Origin of the sequence: Paenibacillus sp. V4I9 (assembly GCF_030817295.1) — a bacterium.
Classification (GTDB): domain Bacteria; phylum Bacillota; class Bacilli; order Paenibacillales; family NBRC-103111; genus Paenibacillus_E.
In genome coordinates, this window is sequence record NZ_JAUSZE010000001.1 from 1,380,570 (window position 1) to 1,397,679 (window position 17,110).

General features: G+C 44.3%; 18 protein-coding genes. 15 read left to right on the top strand and 3 right to left on the bottom strand.

The window, feature by feature from the left end:
* Window positions 1-10 precede the first annotated feature (10 nt).
* The 4 genes from QFZ81_RS06690 (at window position 11) to QFZ81_RS06705 (ending at window position 4,816) form a co-directional block, all read left to right on the top strand.
* Window positions 11-766: a tRNA threonylcarbamoyladenosine dehydratase gene (locus QFZ81_RS06690; RefSeq protein ID WP_307446488.1), complete on the top strand. Its 756-nt coding sequence runs from the start codon at window positions 11-13 to the stop codon at window positions 764-766.
* A gap of 518 nt (window positions 767-1,284) precedes the next feature.
* Entirely contained in the window at window positions 1,285-1,839 is a 555-nt protein-coding gene (locus QFZ81_RS06695; RefSeq protein ID WP_057306112.1) for a PadR family transcriptional regulator, read from the top strand.
* Window positions 1,832-3,367, top strand: coding sequence for an MFS transporter (locus QFZ81_RS06700; RefSeq protein ID WP_307602002.1), 1,536 nt, complete (start codon window positions 1,832-1,834; stop codon window positions 3,365-3,367). The genes QFZ81_RS06695 and QFZ81_RS06700 overlap by 8 nt, the downstream gene beginning before the upstream one ends.
* A gap of 129 nt (window positions 3,368-3,496) precedes the next feature.
* Complete coding sequence (locus QFZ81_RS06705; protein WP_307446479.1) at window positions 3,497-4,816, top strand: replication-associated recombination protein A; 1,320 nt, start codon at window positions 3,497-3,499, stop codon at window positions 4,814-4,816.
* Here QFZ81_RS06705 and QFZ81_RS06710 read toward each other — a convergent pair.
* The 3 genes from QFZ81_RS06710 to mnmA form a co-directional block, all read right to left on the bottom strand.
* A complete protein-coding gene (locus QFZ81_RS06710) occupies window positions 4,811-5,176 on the bottom strand; it encodes a DUF3889 domain-containing protein (RefSeq protein WP_307446476.1) in 366 nt (121 codons plus the stop codon). The two genes, QFZ81_RS06705 and QFZ81_RS06710, sit on opposite strands and share 6 nt — an antisense overlap.
* 156 nt (window positions 5,177-5,332) lie before the next feature.
* Window positions 5,333-6,016, bottom strand: coding sequence for an AlkZ-related protein (locus tag QFZ81_RS06715; protein ID WP_307606838.1), 684 nt, complete (start codon window positions 6,014-6,016; stop codon window positions 5,333-5,335).
* A 48-nt stretch (window positions 6,017-6,064) separates the two neighbouring features.
* Entirely contained in the window at window positions 6,065-7,153 is a 1,089-nt protein-coding gene (gene mnmA, locus QFZ81_RS06720; RefSeq protein WP_307602004.1) for a tRNA 2-thiouridine(34) synthase MnmA, read from the bottom strand.
* Window positions 7,154-7,464: 311 nt separating this feature from the next.
* On the opposite strand from mnmA, the gene cymR reads away from it, so the two are divergent.
* The 11 genes from cymR (at window position 7,465) to mltG (ending at window position 17,100) form a co-directional block, all read left to right on the top strand.
* Window positions 7,465-7,884, top strand: a complete 420-nt coding sequence (gene cymR / locus QFZ81_RS06725; protein ID WP_307446471.1) for a cysteine metabolism transcriptional regulator CymR — start codon at window positions 7,465-7,467, stop codon at window positions 7,882-7,884.
* A 9-nt stretch (window positions 7,885-7,893) separates the two neighbouring features.
* Window positions 7,894-9,042 (top strand): cysteine desulfurase family protein, encoded by a 1,149-nt coding sequence (locus QFZ81_RS06730; protein WP_307446468.1) that lies wholly within the window; start codon window positions 7,894-7,896, stop codon window positions 9,040-9,042.
* Window positions 9,043-9,070: 28 nt separating this feature from the next.
* Window positions 9,071-9,592, top strand: a complete 522-nt coding sequence (locus tag QFZ81_RS06735) for a PRC-barrel domain-containing protein (RefSeq protein WP_307446465.1) — start codon at window positions 9,071-9,073, stop codon at window positions 9,590-9,592.
* A gap of 7 nt (window positions 9,593-9,599) precedes the next feature.
* The gene (locus QFZ81_RS06740) at window positions 9,600-9,803 is read left to right on the top strand and encodes a hypothetical protein (protein ID WP_047676263.1); all 204 of its coding nucleotides are present in this window, start codon (window positions 9,600-9,602) and stop codon (window positions 9,801-9,803) included.
* Window positions 9,804-9,962: 159 nt separating this feature from the next.
* Entirely contained in the window at window positions 9,963-11,033 is a 1,071-nt protein-coding gene (locus QFZ81_RS06745; RefSeq protein ID WP_307446463.1) for an AI-2E family transporter, read from the top strand.
* Between the two features lie 768 nt (window positions 11,034-11,801).
* A complete protein-coding gene (gene alaS, locus QFZ81_RS06750) occupies window positions 11,802-14,429 on the top strand; it encodes an alanine--tRNA ligase (RefSeq protein WP_307602006.1) in 2,628 nt (875 codons plus the stop codon).
* 112 nt (window positions 14,430-14,541) lie between these two features.
* Window positions 14,542-14,802, top strand: coding sequence for an IreB family regulatory phosphoprotein (locus QFZ81_RS06755; RefSeq protein ID WP_028555746.1), 261 nt, complete (start codon window positions 14,542-14,544; stop codon window positions 14,800-14,802).
* An 18-nt stretch (window positions 14,803-14,820) separates the two neighbouring features.
* Entirely contained in the window at window positions 14,821-15,237 is a 417-nt protein-coding gene (gene ruvX / locus QFZ81_RS06760; protein ID WP_307446452.1) for a Holliday junction resolvase RuvX, read from the top strand.
* 6 nt (window positions 15,238-15,243) lie between these two features.
* The gene (locus tag QFZ81_RS06765; RefSeq protein ID WP_307446449.1) at window positions 15,244-15,552 is read left to right on the top strand and encodes a DUF1292 domain-containing protein; all 309 of its coding nucleotides are present in this window, start codon (window positions 15,244-15,246) and stop codon (window positions 15,550-15,552) included.
* Entirely contained in the window at window positions 15,549-15,845 is a 297-nt protein-coding gene (locus QFZ81_RS06770; protein ID WP_307446446.1) for a DUF1292 domain-containing protein, read from the top strand. The genes QFZ81_RS06765 and QFZ81_RS06770 overlap by 4 nt, the downstream gene beginning before the upstream one ends.
* Window positions 15,846-16,002: 157 nt before the next feature.
* Entirely contained in the window at window positions 16,003-17,100 is a 1,098-nt protein-coding gene (gene mltG / locus QFZ81_RS06775; RefSeq protein WP_307606840.1) for an endolytic transglycosylase MltG, read from the top strand.
* Window positions 17,101-17,110 lie beyond the last annotated feature (10 nt).

Consider the following 17,110-nt stretch of genomic DNA (forward strand, 5'->3'; position numbering starts at 1 on the left):
AAGTGTTTCTATGCTTCACCAATTTTCACGAACTGAACTAGCGATTGGCCCTGAGGGGCTTGAAATCATGAAGAATAGCACGGTTGCCGTACTAGGCATCGGCGGTGTAGGTTCAATCGCTGCTGAAGCACTAGCACGTACAGGGGTTGGACGTCTTATTCTGATCGACAAAGATGTTGTCGACATCACGAATATTAACCGTCAGATTCATGCGCTCACGACAACGGTTGGTCAGCCAAAGGCTGATCTGATGCGCGATCGAATCAAATTAATTAATCCAGAATGCGATGTCATCGCCCTCCGGATGTTTTACACAGAGGAAACGTACGAGGAAGTATTCTCATATCCAATTGATTACGTGTTGGATGCAAGTGATACCATCTCCTATAAAATCCATCTGATCAAGCAGTGTCTAGAACGGAAGATTCCAATCGTTTCCAGCATGGGAGCAGCCAACAAAATGGATCCGTCACAGTTCAAAGTAGCGGATATCTCCAAAACGAGCATGGATCCTATTGCACGTGTAGTGCGTCAAAAACTGCGCAAGGAAGGGATCAAAAAAGGCGTGAAGGTCGTATTTTCGACCGAAGAGCCGATGAAACCACGCGAAGATGTAACGCAGCAAATCGTTCCCGCGAACGCACCTGAAATTCGCAAGGCAAAACAACCACCGGCGAGCAATGCCTTCGTTCCGCCTGTGGCAGGATTGATCATGGTGAGTGTGGCTGTGAAAGAACTATTGGAAATTGGTTTGAAGAAGAAATAGAACAACGGATGCCCTCGAAAGCGGGCATCCGTTTTTTATTTGCCTAATGGTTGGAGCATCCTATTTATGCACTTCCTACGAGTACGGACGAAGCAAAAGGATTCACAGGAGTGGAATCGGCAAAATTTGCTGCTAATTTAAGGCTAGAGGGAACGAGGATTCGCTATTTCGGCTAATATGTCAGTGTTGGGCCAGTATGCGGAACATGTGTGCGCTATTTGGGTGTTTTGGCAGTTTATAGACCTCGAAACTGGGAAATAGAGGATCCACGTTCAGCGAAAACGTGAAATATGCAGTTTTAGAGGAAATAAGGCATCGTTGTTCCCTTTCAGGCTTCTAGATGGTTGGTAAGAAACCCACACCTTATAAAGTCCTTGTTTATGAGGGTTAATCAAACACGATGAACCTGTCCATATATCGAAAAAGTATATATCGTTTATTTATATGTAGACTCGATATATATAATTTGATAAATTGTTAATTAAGAAGCACAATCAAGAAAAAGGAGGATTTACAGCATGACTAGTCAGGATGTCATTTTAGGTATTTTAATGAAGCGCAGTCTATCGGGATACGACATCAAGCATATGTTTGAGACGGTATTTTCTTATTTTTACAATGCAAGTTTTGGCACGATTTATCCTACGCTTAGCAAGATGGAGAAGGAAGGTCTCATCACGAAAGAAAGTGTGATTCAGGAGGGAAGACCGAATAAGAATGTCTATTCCATAACGGAGGAAGGCCAAAAGCATTTCAAAGCCTACATGTATAGTCCCATGCAAGCCAATGAGTTCAAGTCTGATGCGATGACTCGCTTGTTTTTTGGTGAATTTATTGAGGTCGAGGTCATTATTGAATATTTGGAATATGGCGTATCGAGTACGAAAGATGATCTTGAACGTTTGAGGAAAATGTATGAGAACGGTAAGTCAAATTCATTAATGTCTCAGACACAGGAAATTTGTATTCAGATTGGTATCGAAAATATGGAAAGTACGCTGCGAACATTAATGGCCGGAATAGAACGTTTGAGTAATTTGAAAATGGAAAAGGGGCAAAACGATAGTGGGTAATAAAAAAACAGGTTTTATAATACTGGCAATGGCTCTAGGGCTATTGATGTCTGCGTTAGATAATACAATTACGGCTGCTGCAATAAGTCACATAATAGGCGACATTAATGGTTTTGATAAAATCAGTTGGGTATTCACAGCGTATATGCTTGCATCTACGAGCACGATGCTTGTTTTCGGAAAGCTGTCGGATATGTTTGGCAGAAAGCTCTTTTATTTGATTGGAATTTCTATATTTTTGATCGGTTCGGCACTCTGTGGTACAGCCCAGGATATGACACAGCTGATCATATATAGAGCGATTCAGGGGATAGGTTCAGGAGCTATTTTCCCCATTAGTTTCACCATTATTTATACGCTTTTTTCAGATCCCAAACAGGGGGCTAAGCTGTCAGGGGTATTCGCAGGGATATTCGGTCTATCATCCGTAGCGGGACCGCAAATCGGTACATTACTCGCCGAATCTTGGGGTTGGCGCTGGTGTTTCTATGTTAATTTACCGCTGGGTATACTCTCATTCTTTGTTTTGCTTTTTGCTCTTAAGGAAACTCGATCGACTCGTCGTCCGAAAATTGATTATTTAGGGACACTGTTACTCGTTATCTCTACCGTCTCACTCATGCTCGCATTAGAGTTCGGTGGTAAAGATTATACTTGGGCGTCCTGGCAAATTATTAGTCTGTTAGCTGTTGCCGTTGTTGTAGGCTTTCTGTTCATTAGGGTTGAACGCAGGGCTCAAGAACCCATGCTGCCTTTACCCTTATTCAAAAACCGAATGGTTCTCGGCATGATGTTAGCTTGTCTTTGCCAAGGAGCAATCATGTTTTCGGCAATTGCTTACTTGCCTATTTTCTCAACTGCCGTGCTCGGTCGGGCGAATTCAAATGTGCTTTTGACCCCGATGATGTTTTCATTAATGGTTGGAGCTGTTTTGTTCGGTTTTCTTCAACGTTTCTTTAGCTTCCGTGCGGTTATCGCGTCCAGTATGATTACGGGTATTGTCATTAGCTATTTGTTGAGTGTAGTCAGTCATGACGCAAGTAATCTGTATATGATTACCCTGATGGTTATACTTGGCGTAGGGGCGATTGGTCCGTTAATGAGTGTTGCTCAGAATGCCGTTGCTCTCAGCGTAGATCACAAATATATAGGAGTCAGCTCCTCCATCATTGGTTTTTGGCGTAATATAGGAGGGGTTCTCGGGGCTTCGATTATGGCGACTATCGTCAATAATAACTATAACAGGCTTATTCAAGCTGGCGCAGCAGAGCACAATTTGCCTCTCAATCAGCTAGCAACCGTAGCAAATCCTGATCAATTGATCCGTGCGAGTGCTGCAGTACCCAAGGAAACGATGGATTTTCTCCGAGATTCACTTGGAACAGCGATTAACCACGGTTTTATCTTAAGTATCATGTTCGGTATTATCGGATTAACAGCTACATTTATCGCAGGGCCGCTTCGCTTCACAGTACCTGTCCAGCATCCAGAGCCGCAGAATGACAATGCAACTCCTCAGTCTGTATAAATGGTATCAAGAATGATCCTCCTGGTTTCGTATCAGGGGGATCTTTTACTGACAAAACATGACATGATTTCGTATGCGGGTTATAATAGAGTTTATATCTTTCAATGCAAAGTAAAGGATAACCCACTTATGGACTTGTTTACATATGCTTCTTCACAAGAACCAACAGGAAAGCTTCTAGCTGATCGTATGCGGCCAACAACGTTGGATGAATATATTGGTCAGGAGCAAATCGTAGGAAAAGGCAAGCTGCTCAGACGAGCGATTGAGGCCGATCAAGTGACCTCAATCTTGCTCTATGGACCTCCGGGCACAGGCAAAACAACACTGGCCAACATTATAGCGAACCGAACACAGGGTGAGTTCATGAAGCTGAACGCCGTAGATGCTTCGGTCAAAGATGTGCGAGAGATTATCGAGCTAGCGAAGACCAATAAAGCGATGTACGGTCGTAAGACGACCTTGTTCTTGGACGAGGTGCATCGCTTTAACACCTCGCGGCAGGATGCGCTGCTCCCTGCGGTAGAGCAGGGCATCCTCATCTTCATCGGTGCGACGACAGAGAACCCGTTTCACCATGTGAACGGGGCTCTGCTGTCGCGCTCGACGCTGTTTCAGCTCGAGCCCCTCATGGCGGAGCATGCGCTCATCGCCATGCGAAGAGCCATCGCCGACCCCGTGAAGGGGCTCGGCTTCATGCGCCTCCACGTAGACGAGGAGGCGCTGGAGCACATCGCGCGGATGGCGGGTGGCGACATCCGCCGTTCACTTAATGCGCTGGAGCTTGCAGCGCTAACGACTTCACCTGAACCGGATGGAACGGTTCAGATAACGCTCGAGGTGGCGGAAGAGTCGATCCGCCGCCCCATCGTGAAAGCGGACGAGTCGACGCAATACGACGTCTTGTCCGCTTTTCACAAGAGTGTACGCGGCTCCAGTGACGCCGCGCTGTTCTGGTTCCTGTATGCCGTCGAGAAGCTCGGCATGGATCCCATGACGTTCCTGCGGCGTCTAATCGTCGCCTGCAGCGAAGATATCGGCCTCGCCAATCCGCAGGCGATGGTGCAGTCCGTGACGGCCATGGACGCCTATCATAAGATTGGTTGGCCGGAATCAAAGTACATCATTTCCCAGGCAATTTTATTCGCTGTGGAGAGTCCAAAGTCAAATTCGATACCGATGGCCATCTCACGTGCGGAACAGTTGATGGATCAAGTGAAATCTGCGAATGTACCGCTTCATCTGCGTGATACGCACTATAAAGGTGCTGAACAGCTCGGACATAAAGGCTATATGTATCCACATAATTATCCGGGACACTATGTGAAGCAGCAGTACTTACCTGACGAAATTCGAAATGAAATTATTTTCACAGCTAGTGAACAGGGAACAGAAGAAAAGATGAAGCTCAATCAACATAAAAGAAGAGGGACACCTACAGGTTTATAAAATCGGTAGGTTCCCTCTTTTTTCTTGCTCCATATCGATTGTGAAAACCTTCTCTGTAACAGGATCGTATCGAATCGAAACAATCAGCGGAAATTCGACACCATGATGTCTTACCCAGAAGCGAAACTGCTGCTGTACAACGCCTGGCGCGATAGTTGAACGCCCTAAATATTTATAATCTAATAAAGTGTATAGTTTCCCGGCCTCCTGAAAGGCAAGACGGCTCCATTTGGCATACTCGGGGTCTTGTTCTGGCATATATTCTACTATAATTTCTGCTGTACTTGCCTCTGCCCATGCTTGCAAACTTCCGGACCAACCAAAACAAATAATGAGAAGCACGGCTAAGATTCTACCCATTCGATCACACTTTCGCGATTATCCTGTGCTTAGAATTAAGCCTGCATACTTGAAAGGTAAACGGTAAATTTCTACAAGATACCGGATTATATGTTAGCTGGCGACAGTGCTGAAAACAAAAATAGGAGACCTCAGGGCTCCTATTTTTGTTCATTTCTATAATTTAAAAACCTTCCCTAAATAAACACCCGCGGCAGCACTAAATCGTTCTTGAAGCAGCATTCTGAGTTGACTCTTCGCTTCCAGGGTTGGAAGTGTATTCGCCTTAATCCCATGAAGCTCCATCCAATGCTTGGCGGTCATATAGCAGGTGCTGTTCCAGCCGTTCTTGGTGCCATTGGCATTCAGGCGTTCGCTTATACCAGCTATGACGATATCTGCCTTACTTTGTAGTTCTATCAGTGCACGGTCGAATTCGTTTTTCGACTCCTTGGCTTTCATCCCGATTTTGGAGCGAAGCTCCTTAAAATCAATGCCTTCGTTCTCTTCAACAGCTTGAAAAAGCTCGACAGCGGATTTTGGAAGCTCTCCATCAGCATAACGCTCTTCTACAGAATAAGGCTCGTCTAACAAATTCTTAATCAATGGAAAGAGCTCAGCAGAAATCAATAGAGGCTTCTTTGCAAAAAAGCGCCCATAAGCGGCAATGCCGTCGCCAGGCAGACGATCTCGCCATAACCAAGGATCTGTCTCTAGCCCCGTATGCCATTGTTCGTGCACAGTTATAGATTCAAGGGAAGGATGATCTGGTATGAACGAAGAGAGTGGGAGAATACCGACCTCTTTCACGATTTTCGTAACATCCTCATAAGCAGCAGCTTTCCTACTAATATCATTCACTTTGACCAAAACGTTCATCCTTCCTGTTCCAATATCCGCGAATTAAACTTACTTATGAACCTTATCAATAACTCCGCCGCCTAAACACACGTCTCCATCATAGAAAACGACAGATTGCCCTGGCGTCACGGCTTTTTGCGGTTTGTCGAAGACAACTTCACATGTCCCATCCTCCATAAAAGTAAGAACTACGCCTTGGTCTGGCTGACGGTAACGGAATTTGGCTGTACAGGCATACGCGCCCACCGGTTTGTTCGATGAGATCCAGTTCACATCTGTGGCTGTTAAGCCCTTAGAATATAGTCCTGGATACTGCTCACCTTGAACAACAAGCAATTGATTGTTTTCCAAATCTTTATCAACAACGAACCACGGCTCGCCAGAGCCTGAACCGCCAATACCAAGTCCTTGTCTTTGACCCAGGGTATAGTACATCAAACCGTCGTGACGTCCTTTGACTTCACCGTTACGAATATCGACCATATTGCCTGGCTTTGCAGGCAAGTATTGGCTGAGGAACTGTTTAAAGTCTCGCTCGCCGATGAAGCAAATTCCGGTACTGTCTTTCTTCTTAGCAGTGGCAAGACCAGCTGCTTCAGCAATTTCACGAACCTTTGGTTTCGGTAGGTGGCCAATCGGGAACATGGCTTTGGACAACTGCTGCTGATTGAGCACGTTAAGGAAGTACGTTTGATCTTTGTTGGCATCATTACCACGCAAGAGCACATATTCACCATCTTGCTCTTTTACTTGTGCGTAGTGACCTGTTGCAATATAATCCCCACCTAAGTCTATGACCTTTTGAAGCAATTCCCCGAATTTAATTTCTCGGTTACACATCACATCCGGATTCGGCGTGCGGCCCTTGGTGTACTCGTCCAAGAAATAGGCGAAAACTTTGTCGTAATATTGCTTTTCGAAATTAACTGTATAGAAAGGGATGTCGAGCTGATCGCACACTCTTCTAACATCCTCTGCATCTTCTTCTGCGGTGCAATGGCCAAACTCATCGGTATCGTCCCAATTTTTCATGAAAATGCCAATAACCTCGTAGCCCTGTTCCTTAAGCAACAGCGCAGCAACCGAAGAATCGACACCTCCGGACATTCCCAAAATGACACGTGTTTTTTTACTCATAGCTGTGAACCTCTTTTCTATCTTGTGAGACTTTTTTTAAAACTCTTACTATTATACCTCTCTATTGTTCAAAATTAAAATATTTCATGAGAATGTCATTGTTTTTCCCCCACAGAACAAGGAATTTATGATACCATATATACGATATACGGATGTTTAGGAATGTTTTTGCGAAAAATGGAAACGCTGTGTACCAAGATAGGGAAGACCATAGTGTCTGAACGTGGATAAAATAGATGGTAGGCAAACAGAAGTTTTAGCAATATCGATCAGACTCCTTGATGGCATATAATGTTGAATGAGGTGTAACTTTGAAAATTTCTACAAAAGGCCGCTATGGTTTGACGATCATGATGGAGCTGGCCAATCGATTTGGTGAAGGACCGACTTCACTCAAAAGTATTGCCGAAAAGCATCAGCTTTCCGAGCATTATCTGGAACAACTTGTAGCTCCGCTTCGCAATGCAGGATTGGTCAAAAGTATTCGTGGTGCTTACGGTGGATATATTCTCTCAAAATCCGCTGAAACAGTAACAGCAGGCGAGGTTATTCGTGTATTAGAAGGACCGATTAGTCCTGTCGACTTTACGGAGGAAGATGATCCGGCTAAGCGTGATCTGTGGATTCGTATTCGCGATAGTATTGCGGATGTGCTAGATTCTACTACACTTGCGAACTTGATTTCTTTCGAAGACCAAGGCAAGAACGACAACTATATGTTTTACATTTAAGGGTGTCCTATGAATCCTATTTATCTTGATCATGCAGCAACAACACCCGTGCATCCTGAAGTAATGGAAGCGATGCTTCCATTCTATACAGCCTTTTTTGGTAATCCTTCGAGTACACACAGCTTCGGCAGAGCCACTAGAACAGCACTCAATCGGTTTCGTGACGCTATGGCGAAGTCGCTAGGCTGTTTACCTGCTGAGCTTATTTTTACAAGCGGAGGGACCGAAAGCAATAACATGGCGATCTTTGGGATCATGAATGCGAACAAGGATGGCAAGAAGCATATCATTACGACGGAAATCGAACATCATGCTGTTTTGCATCCCTGTGAGCGATTGGAGAGCCTCGGATTTGAGGTGACCTACCTTCCAGTAGGTCCGACCGGTCTTATTCAAATAGAAGATGTGGAAGCGGCTATTCGTCCTGACACTGCTCTCATTTCCATCATGTATGTAAATAATGAAGTGGGTACGATTCAACCGATCGAGCAAGTAGGTCATTTAGCGCGGAGTCGGCAAATTCCTTTTCATGTAGATGCTGTGCAGGCTTTAGGTAAATTACCGCTGAATATTCGTGAACTTCCTGTTGATTTAATGAGTTTCTCAGCTCATAAGATATACGGACCCAAAGGTGCAGGCGCATTATTTGTATCGAAGAACACGAGGTTAACACCTCACGTCTTTGGCGGTGCTCAGGAGAGAAAGCGCCGCGCAGGTACGGAGAATGTAGCAGCAATCGCAGGCTTTGCCAAAGCTGTGGAAGTAACTCTCCCGATGATGGACAACATGCAATCCAAAGTCACAGAGTTTCGCGGGCTTATGATAAGTATACTGGAGCAGCAATTAGGCTGTGATAGCTTTATGATTAATGGCCACAAGGAACAGTGTATCCCGCATATTCTGAACATCAGCTTCCCAGGTATCTCAACAGAAACACTTCTCATGAATCTTGATTTAGAAGAAGTGGCTGCTGCAAGCGGTTCTGCATGTACGTCAGGTTCACTTGAAGTATCGCACGTATTACAAGCCATGAAGCTCCCAGAAAATGTTACAGCCTCCGCGGTTCGATTTAGTTTTGGAATGGGGAATTCTAAAGAACAAATCGAAACAGCTGCCCAGAAAATTGCAACCATTGTCAAGCGGTTGCGTACTACATAGTACCGGGTGGTTCTAGGAGGAATTAAACTTGCGCAAAGCGCATGATTTGATCGGACTTCCCGTTCTAACGGTAGATTCCGGTAAACAAATAGGTCAAGTTAAAGATTTGTTGGTAGGCCCTGATTGGAACATACGAGGTATCATGCTCGAAGTGAAGAATTGGTTCTCCTCCTTACGTTACATACCATGGGAGGGAATCGTTGCTGCCGGAGAAGATGCCATTACCATACCGAACGAAAGTGTCATTCGCGAGTTTGAGCATGTGGAAGAGTGCCATGCTTTTCTTGAAGGAAGCCGCAAAATCAAAGGTCTTCCCGTCATTACGGTGGGAGGGCACAAATTAGGCGTGGTAGAAGATGTTTATTTAAACCAGAATTGGGGTAAACAAATAGTAGGTTATGAATTGTCCGAAGGGTTTATTTCTGATTTAAAGGAAGGGCGTAGATGGCTTCCCATGCCGGTGGCGGCAACCAAAGGGGAAGATGCCATCATAGTGCCTGTACATTGCGCTCAGGAAGTAGAAGAACTCTTCGTATCCAAAGAAGAATAGGGTGAACATTATGCGTTGTCCAAACTGTAATTCCAAAGATATTGGAAAAATCGGTTCCCATCAATTCTACTGCTGGGGTTGCTTTATTGAACTCAGTGTTAACGGAGACAAAATGTCCGTGTATCAAGTAGAGGAAGACGGTACGTTGAGTTCTCTGGATGATTTATTTTTTGAGGAAGAAATTCCTCATGTCCACGAACATGCAAATTAATCGTTAATACACATTACGAAACGTTATTTTTTGAGCGCAGCGGCGCTTAAAAAGTAGCGTTTTTTTATTGTTTAGCTCATGATTTAACGGGTTAATTTGGACGGGTTGTACATATACTGTATGAGCATATGTTTATAAGGATTAACAGAGGTGAAGAGAATGGAACGTTTTTGGAAAAATAAATGGTTTGTCGGGTTGGTATACCTCCTACTTGTCCTGGCCAGCTTGTATATGCTGCTGAAAATAAAGCCTATAATGTTTAGTGTATTTACCTTTATCAAAGCCATTTTAACGCCATTTTTTATAGCTGTGATTATTTCGTACATTTTAAACCCGATCGTGAATATTCTTAACCAACGGAAAGTACCAAGAACCATTGCAGTACTGCTTATTTATAGTGTCTTTCTCTCCTCTCTGACCGTTATTATCATGAATATGACACCGATGTTTGTGTCCCAAATTGCGGAACTGAATGAGCATATGCCGCAAATGGCTATGCGTGCACAGTCGATAGTAGACGGCTTTAATCAAAATCAACTGCTGCCCGACAGCGTGCGCAATGGATTTAATCATTCACTTACGAAGCTGGAAAACAGCATTTCCATGGCTATCTCGAACTACATGAATCAGATTGGAAATACCATAAATATGCTGTTCATCGCTTTTATCGTACCGTTCGTTGCATTTTATATCTTAAAGGATTTTCAAATTATTGAGAAAACAGCACTGGCTATTGTGCCGCGTGAGCATCGTAAAAGAACAATCAAATTGCTCATTGATATTGACACTGCTCTTGGCAATTATATCCGGGGCCAACTGTTAGTCTGCGTGATTATAGGAGTTCTTGCCTATTTGGGGTATTGGCTTATTGGGATGCCATATGCCTTGCTGCTCGCCAGCGTTGTGGCGGTATTTAATATTATTCCTTACTTGGGGCCTTTTTTTGGAGCAGCTCCCGCAATCATTATGGCTTCAACGATCTCTTTGAAAATGTTATTGTTCGTCGCACTCGTTAATTTAGCTGTGCAAATTCTCGAAGGCAACGTCATTTCCCCTCAGGTGGTAGGAAGAACGCTTCATATGCATCCGTTGTTTATTATTTTCGCGTTACTTGTAGGTGGGGAAGTCGCAGGTATTGTGGGGTTAATATTGGCTGTACCTTTCTTTGCGGTCATGAAGGTTATCATACAACATGTTTTCCTTCACTATGTTCATAAGCCCACGACATGAGGTTTCATTTGTGTGGACGCACAGAACCCCTCTGAGCCATGACTTGCGGGATCATGGTTCAGAGGGGTTCTGCACGAGGGTTGAGGATATGAAAGGTGTGGCCATGCGTAAACCATCGAATGGGCTACGGAATAAGTATACGAATTCTTGCGATATGTCTTAGTGCGATAATGAAAATCATTATCATTAAACTTAGTATACGTTCATTGAGAATGATTGTCAACCGTGATTTTTTAAATTTTTATCTATGTCATCCCCTTTGTCGTCCTTTTCTTCTTTTTGCTCTTTTTGTTCTTGAAATTGGATCCGAGTTTGCATACGATCCCCTTAAAGGTTTGGTTTCATTAACATTTGTTACATTGAATGGAAGTAGAGCCCAAAGCTTTACATGAATATTGACAGGGTACTAGCATATAGTTATAATTTGCCTTATCTATATCTGAATTGAAAGCGTTGATGAAACTTTAGTAAGCCATAGTCCATCGTCAGAGAGAAGGTTCCGCTAGAGCAGTATTACTGCCAGTAGCGGCTGTGAGAACCTTTCGGTGCTAGGATGGCCCAAAGCTCGTTTCGGAGTGTGGATGAACTCCACCGGTTGGACCCGTTACAGATCCGCACAAGGAGATTGCGTTTGTTTCCTCTTGCTATATACAAGGGTGAGCCGAACACAATAACCAGGGTGGTACCGCGATTATTCGTCCCTGTATGTTACAGGGGCGTTTTTTGTTTGTTTTTCGAACAATTGATAAATATGGAGGCTTGAAAAAGATGAAAGCAAGTGAAATACGTTCCAAGTGGTTGCAGTTCTTTGCAAGTAAAGGGCATAAGGTAGAGCCAAGCTCATCACTCGTCCCACATAATGACCCTTCACTCTTGTGGATAAATGCGGGAATTGCTCCTTTAAAGCCGTATTTGGATGGACGCGAAATTCCTGAGAATCCGCGGATTACGAATGCCCAGAAATGTATTCGTACGAATGATATTGAAAATGTGGGTAAAACACGCCGACATCATACGTTCTTTGAGATGCTGGGGAATTTCTCCATCGGAGACTACTTTAAAAAAGAAGTCATTCCTTGGGCTTGGGAGTTTTTGACTGATCCACAATGGATCGGCTTTGATCCGAATCGTATTTCTGTCACTGTGCATGAAGATGATGAGGAAGCTTTTGAAATTTGGAACAAACAAATTGGTATACCCGAAGAGCGTATTTATAAGCTCAAAGAAGATAATTTCTGGGATATTGGCGAGGGTCCATGTGGTCCTTGTACAGAGATTTTCTATGATCGCGGCGATAAATACGGTGATTTGTCTGATCCAGAATGCTGGCCAGGTGGGGAAAATGAGCGTTTCCTAGAAGTTTGGAACCTCGTGTTTACGCAATTCAACCATAATAAAGACGGCAGCTATACACCGCTCCCTAACAAAAATATTGATACCGGGGCAGGATTAGAACGTTTTGCTTCGATTCTGCAAGATGTGGACTCAAACTTTGACACGGATTTGTTTAAGCCGATTATTGATAAAACATGTGAGCTTACGGGTGTGAAATATCACGTGAACGAAGAGCATGATGTTGCACTCAAAGTCATCGCTGACCACATACGCACCGTTGCTTTCTCCGTTGGTGATGGCGTTCTGCCTTCTAATGAAGGACGCGGTTATGTTATCCGGCGATTGCTGCGCCGCGCTGTACGATACGGCAAAGTACTTGGACTTGATAAGCCATTCCTTCATAAGCTCGTACCAACAGTTGGGGAGATAATGGGCGTTTACTACACGGAAGTTGTAGATAAACGAGAATTTATCGAGAAGGTCATCCGAACCGAAGAGGAACGTTTCCATGAAACGTTAAGCGATGGCTTGATCATTTTAGCCGAAATGGTAGAAAAGACACGTCAAGCGGGGACGAAGCAGATTAGCGGACCGGATGCTTTTAAGCTGTATGATACGTATGGCTTCCCTTTCGATTTGACCGAAGATTTCGCTTCTGAGAAGGGCTTAACGGTTGACCGTGAAGGATTTGATACTTCCATGCAGGAACAGCGCGACCGTGCTAGAGCGGCCAGTCATAAAGAAGGCGGTATGAAGGTACAAGGTGGACCGCTGTCTGAATTAACGATTAAAAGCGAATTTGTTGGATATAATGAATTGGTAGTTACTGCAAGTATCGTGGCGATCGTTCATGAGAATGAACTCGTTGACCTCGTCGGAGTTGGTGAGACCTGTCAGGTCGTATTGGATCGAACTCCTTTCTACGCTGAAAGCGGCGGTCAGGTAAGTGACTATGGTATAATTCGAAGTAACCAAGTGTCATTGAAGGTTGAAGATGTTATCAAAGCGCCTCATGGCCAGCACGTTCACAAAGTACTTGTTGTGTCGGGTGTTCTTCGCAATGGTGATTCGGTAGAAGCTATTGTTGCTGCTGCAGAGCGTGGGGATATCATTAAGAACCATACAGCTACACATTTGCTGCACAAGGCGCTTAAAGAAGTACTAGGAACGCATGTTAACCAAGCGGGTTCTTTGGTTGAACCTGACCGTTTACGGTTTGACTTCTCGCATTTCGGAAGCATTAGCAGCGAAGAGCTGCAGGATGTAGAACAGCGTGTGAACCGTCAAATCTGGAATAACACGAATGTGGATATTTCACTCAAAGCAATCGCTGACGCGAAAGCAATGGGAGCTATGGCTTTGTTCGGCGAGAAGTACGGTGATATCGTGCGCGTTGTGCAAGTTGGCGATTACAGCTTAGAGCTGTGCGGCGGTTGCCATGTTCAGAATACGGGTCAAATTGGCTTATTCAAAATTGTCAGCGAGTCCGGTATCGGTTCAGGTGTTCGTCGGATCGAAGCGGTGTCTGGCCGCAGTGCGTATGAATACCTTGATCAGCAGTTACAATTACTGAAAGAATCCGCGGGCTTGCTCAAATCAAATGTTCAAGATGTACCCAAACGTGTTGAAGCTGCGCTTCAGCAAGTGAAGGAACTGACACGTGAAAACGAGTCGCTGCGCAGCAAGCTTGGGCGAATCGAAGCGGGTTCTCTTACAGACCAAGTGAAGCAAATAGCGGGGGTTTCAGTGCTGGCTGCACAAGTCAATGCAGCGGATATGGATTCACTTCGCAATATTGTGGATGAGATGAAGACAAAGCTAGGTTCCGCAGTTATCGTACTCGGCGCAGTTGCAGATGACAAAGTCAATTTGGTTGCTGCTGTCACGCCAGATCTTGTGGCTAAAGGCTTCCATGCAGGTAAAATCATTAAAGAAGTGGCTCAGGCTGTTGGCGGTAGCGGAGGCGGTCGCCCGGATATGGCGCAAGCAGGCGGCAAGGATGCATCCAAATTACAAGCTGCTTTGTACGGAGTTGAAGGACTTCTTTCCCAATTTGCATAATTATTTTTCTGTGGGACAGGAATTTTTAAACCCATAGAGAATATAACCAGTATACATGGATTGATTTTCAAATATTTTACAAAGGTATCACAAGGAAAGTGAGGTGCTCCTGATGAGTTCCATGGATAAAACGATGAAGTTCAACGTAAAGGCAGAAGAAATAGAGACATCGCCCAAAGATGTGTTATTAGCGGTGTATGATGCTCTTCAGGAAAAAGGGTATAATCCGATCAACCAGATTGTCGGGTACTTGCTTTCCGGAGATCCTGCCTATATTCCACGGCATAATAATGCTCGGAGCCTCATTCGTAAACGGGAACGGGACGAACTCATTGAAGAATTAGTTCGTGCTTATCTGGGTCAACACAAATAGAAGGAAAAGAGAACCGGCATGAGATGGATAGGCTTGGATTATGGGGACAAAACGATTGGTGTAGCGATGAGCGATGAGCTTGGTTGGACGGCTCAAGGGCTTGAAGTCATACATCGTCGTAAGCCTGGGGAAGACATCGCTCGGCTGGAGGCCATTGTCAAAGAGTATGGTGTTACTCAAATCGTTGTAGGCTTACCCAAGAATATGAACAATACAATAGGGCCGCGCGGCGAGCTTGCAATCGCATTTTCGCAAGAATTAGAGCAAAAACTAAGTGTACCTGTAAACCTGTGGGATGAGCGGTTAACGACCGTAGCTGCGACACGCACACTGCTAGAAGCTGATGTGAGTCGGAAGAAACGCAAGTTGGTTATTGATAAAATGGCCGCACAACTCATTCTGCAAGGGTACATGGATGCTAATATGAAGAGGTGAACGAATATGTCCAAAGAAGAATTGCATGAAGAACAACCAGAAATCATTTACATCCCGGACGATGAAGGCAACGAAGAAGAGTTCGAGGTTATCATGAAATTCGAAGTGGACGGTTCAGACAAGAAGTACATGATGGTAGTTCCTACAGACGGCGGAGATGAAGAATCCGATGAAGTGTACGCATTTCGCTATGAAGAGGATGATGACGGCGAGGATTTGAAGCTGTTCACCATCGAGGATGAAGAAGAATGGAATATTGTTGAAGAAACATTCAATACATTAATGGCAGAATTCGATGAGGAAGAAGAAGCATGAGTACGACGCCTTCTGACGTATTGCGCAAAACTTACGGGGATGATATTATTTTGTTTGATGAGCAAAATGAATCAACGGTGTATCATCTTCTTAAAGAATTCGTTTATGGAAGTTATACGTACGCTGTTCTGCAATCCGATGAACTCAAGAAGGAAGACGAGGTTGCTGTTTTCCGAGTGACGACAGATAGCGACGGACAGTATGAATTGGAAACCATCGAGGATGACGAGGAATGGGAAACCGTTTCAGAGCTCTACGACGAGATGGTATTTCCAGAACAGGATGAATCGTAAGAAGCATACAACCGAGCGGAGCACATCCGCTCTTTTTTGTTTGCTTTGGGGTATACAAATGCTTACGAAGCCAGTTTTCTTACGAAAACTCTAAAGCCAATGCTTACGAAGTCAGTTTTGCTAAAGCAAAACTTTTAGGAGGATTATTGTGAACAACATGCTTGGACAAGAGAATGAACAGAATAAGCCTAGAAGAAGTAAGCTTAAGCTCATCCTTCTTATTGTTGGACTATTGCTGCTCATTATCATTGGAACTGCAGGCGGCATCGGATTGTATATCGCGAATGCGCTCCAGCCTGTAGAGGCTTCAGATCAAGAAGTAAGAGTTTCAATTCCACAAGGCGCCGGGTCTTTGCAAATCGCCAAGGAGCTTGAAACGAAGGGACTTATTAAAAATTCTTCGATTTTTACGTATTATTTAAAGATGAAGAAACAGGGCTCCAGACTTCAAGCAGGCGAGTACAGTATGAAGCCGGGCATGACTTTCGAAGAAATGATTAATAAGCTGAATAAAGGGGAGACCGTGAAGGAAGAAGTCATCCGTATTACGATCCCTGAGGGCTATACCATTGATCAGATTGCAGCCAAATTAAGTGAGCAGACTCCTTGGAAAAAGGAAGTTTTTCTACAGATGGCGGATACGCCTGCTGGGTTCAAGGGGGAAACGATCGCAACGATTCCTGATAATAAAAGCATCAAACACCGTCTCGAAGGGTATCTGTTCCCAGAAACGTATGAGTTTAAGAAGGACTCCACGGAACAAGATTTCATTGAGCGAACCCTGCAGCAGCTGGATAAGAAGCTGGCGACACTTCCCCCAGACTGGAAGGACAAGCTCAAGGAGCGCGGACTTAACGTACACCAGATGTTGACGATTGCCTCTTTAATTGAACGTGAAGTGGTTGTAAATGAAGAGCGTGCACTTGTATCCGGCGTTATCCAGAACCGGTTGAAGAAGAATATGCCCCTGCAAATTGATGCAACCGTGCAATATTTATTTGATAAGTCCAAAGAGAGATTGCTGGAGAAGGATCTTCAAATACAAAGTCCTTATAATACGTATTTAAACACGGGTTTACCTCCGGGACCGATCGCGAGTCCGAGCCTTGCTTCGATGAAAGCAGCTATTTATCCGGAAGAGACGAAGTATTTATTCTACGTAACTAAGAAGGATGGGACCAAAGGGCATTTGTTCGCAGAAACTTTTGAAGAGCATAAGAAGAATATTGCAGAAAGCAAGAAGGCTGCGAATTAGTAATACGAAC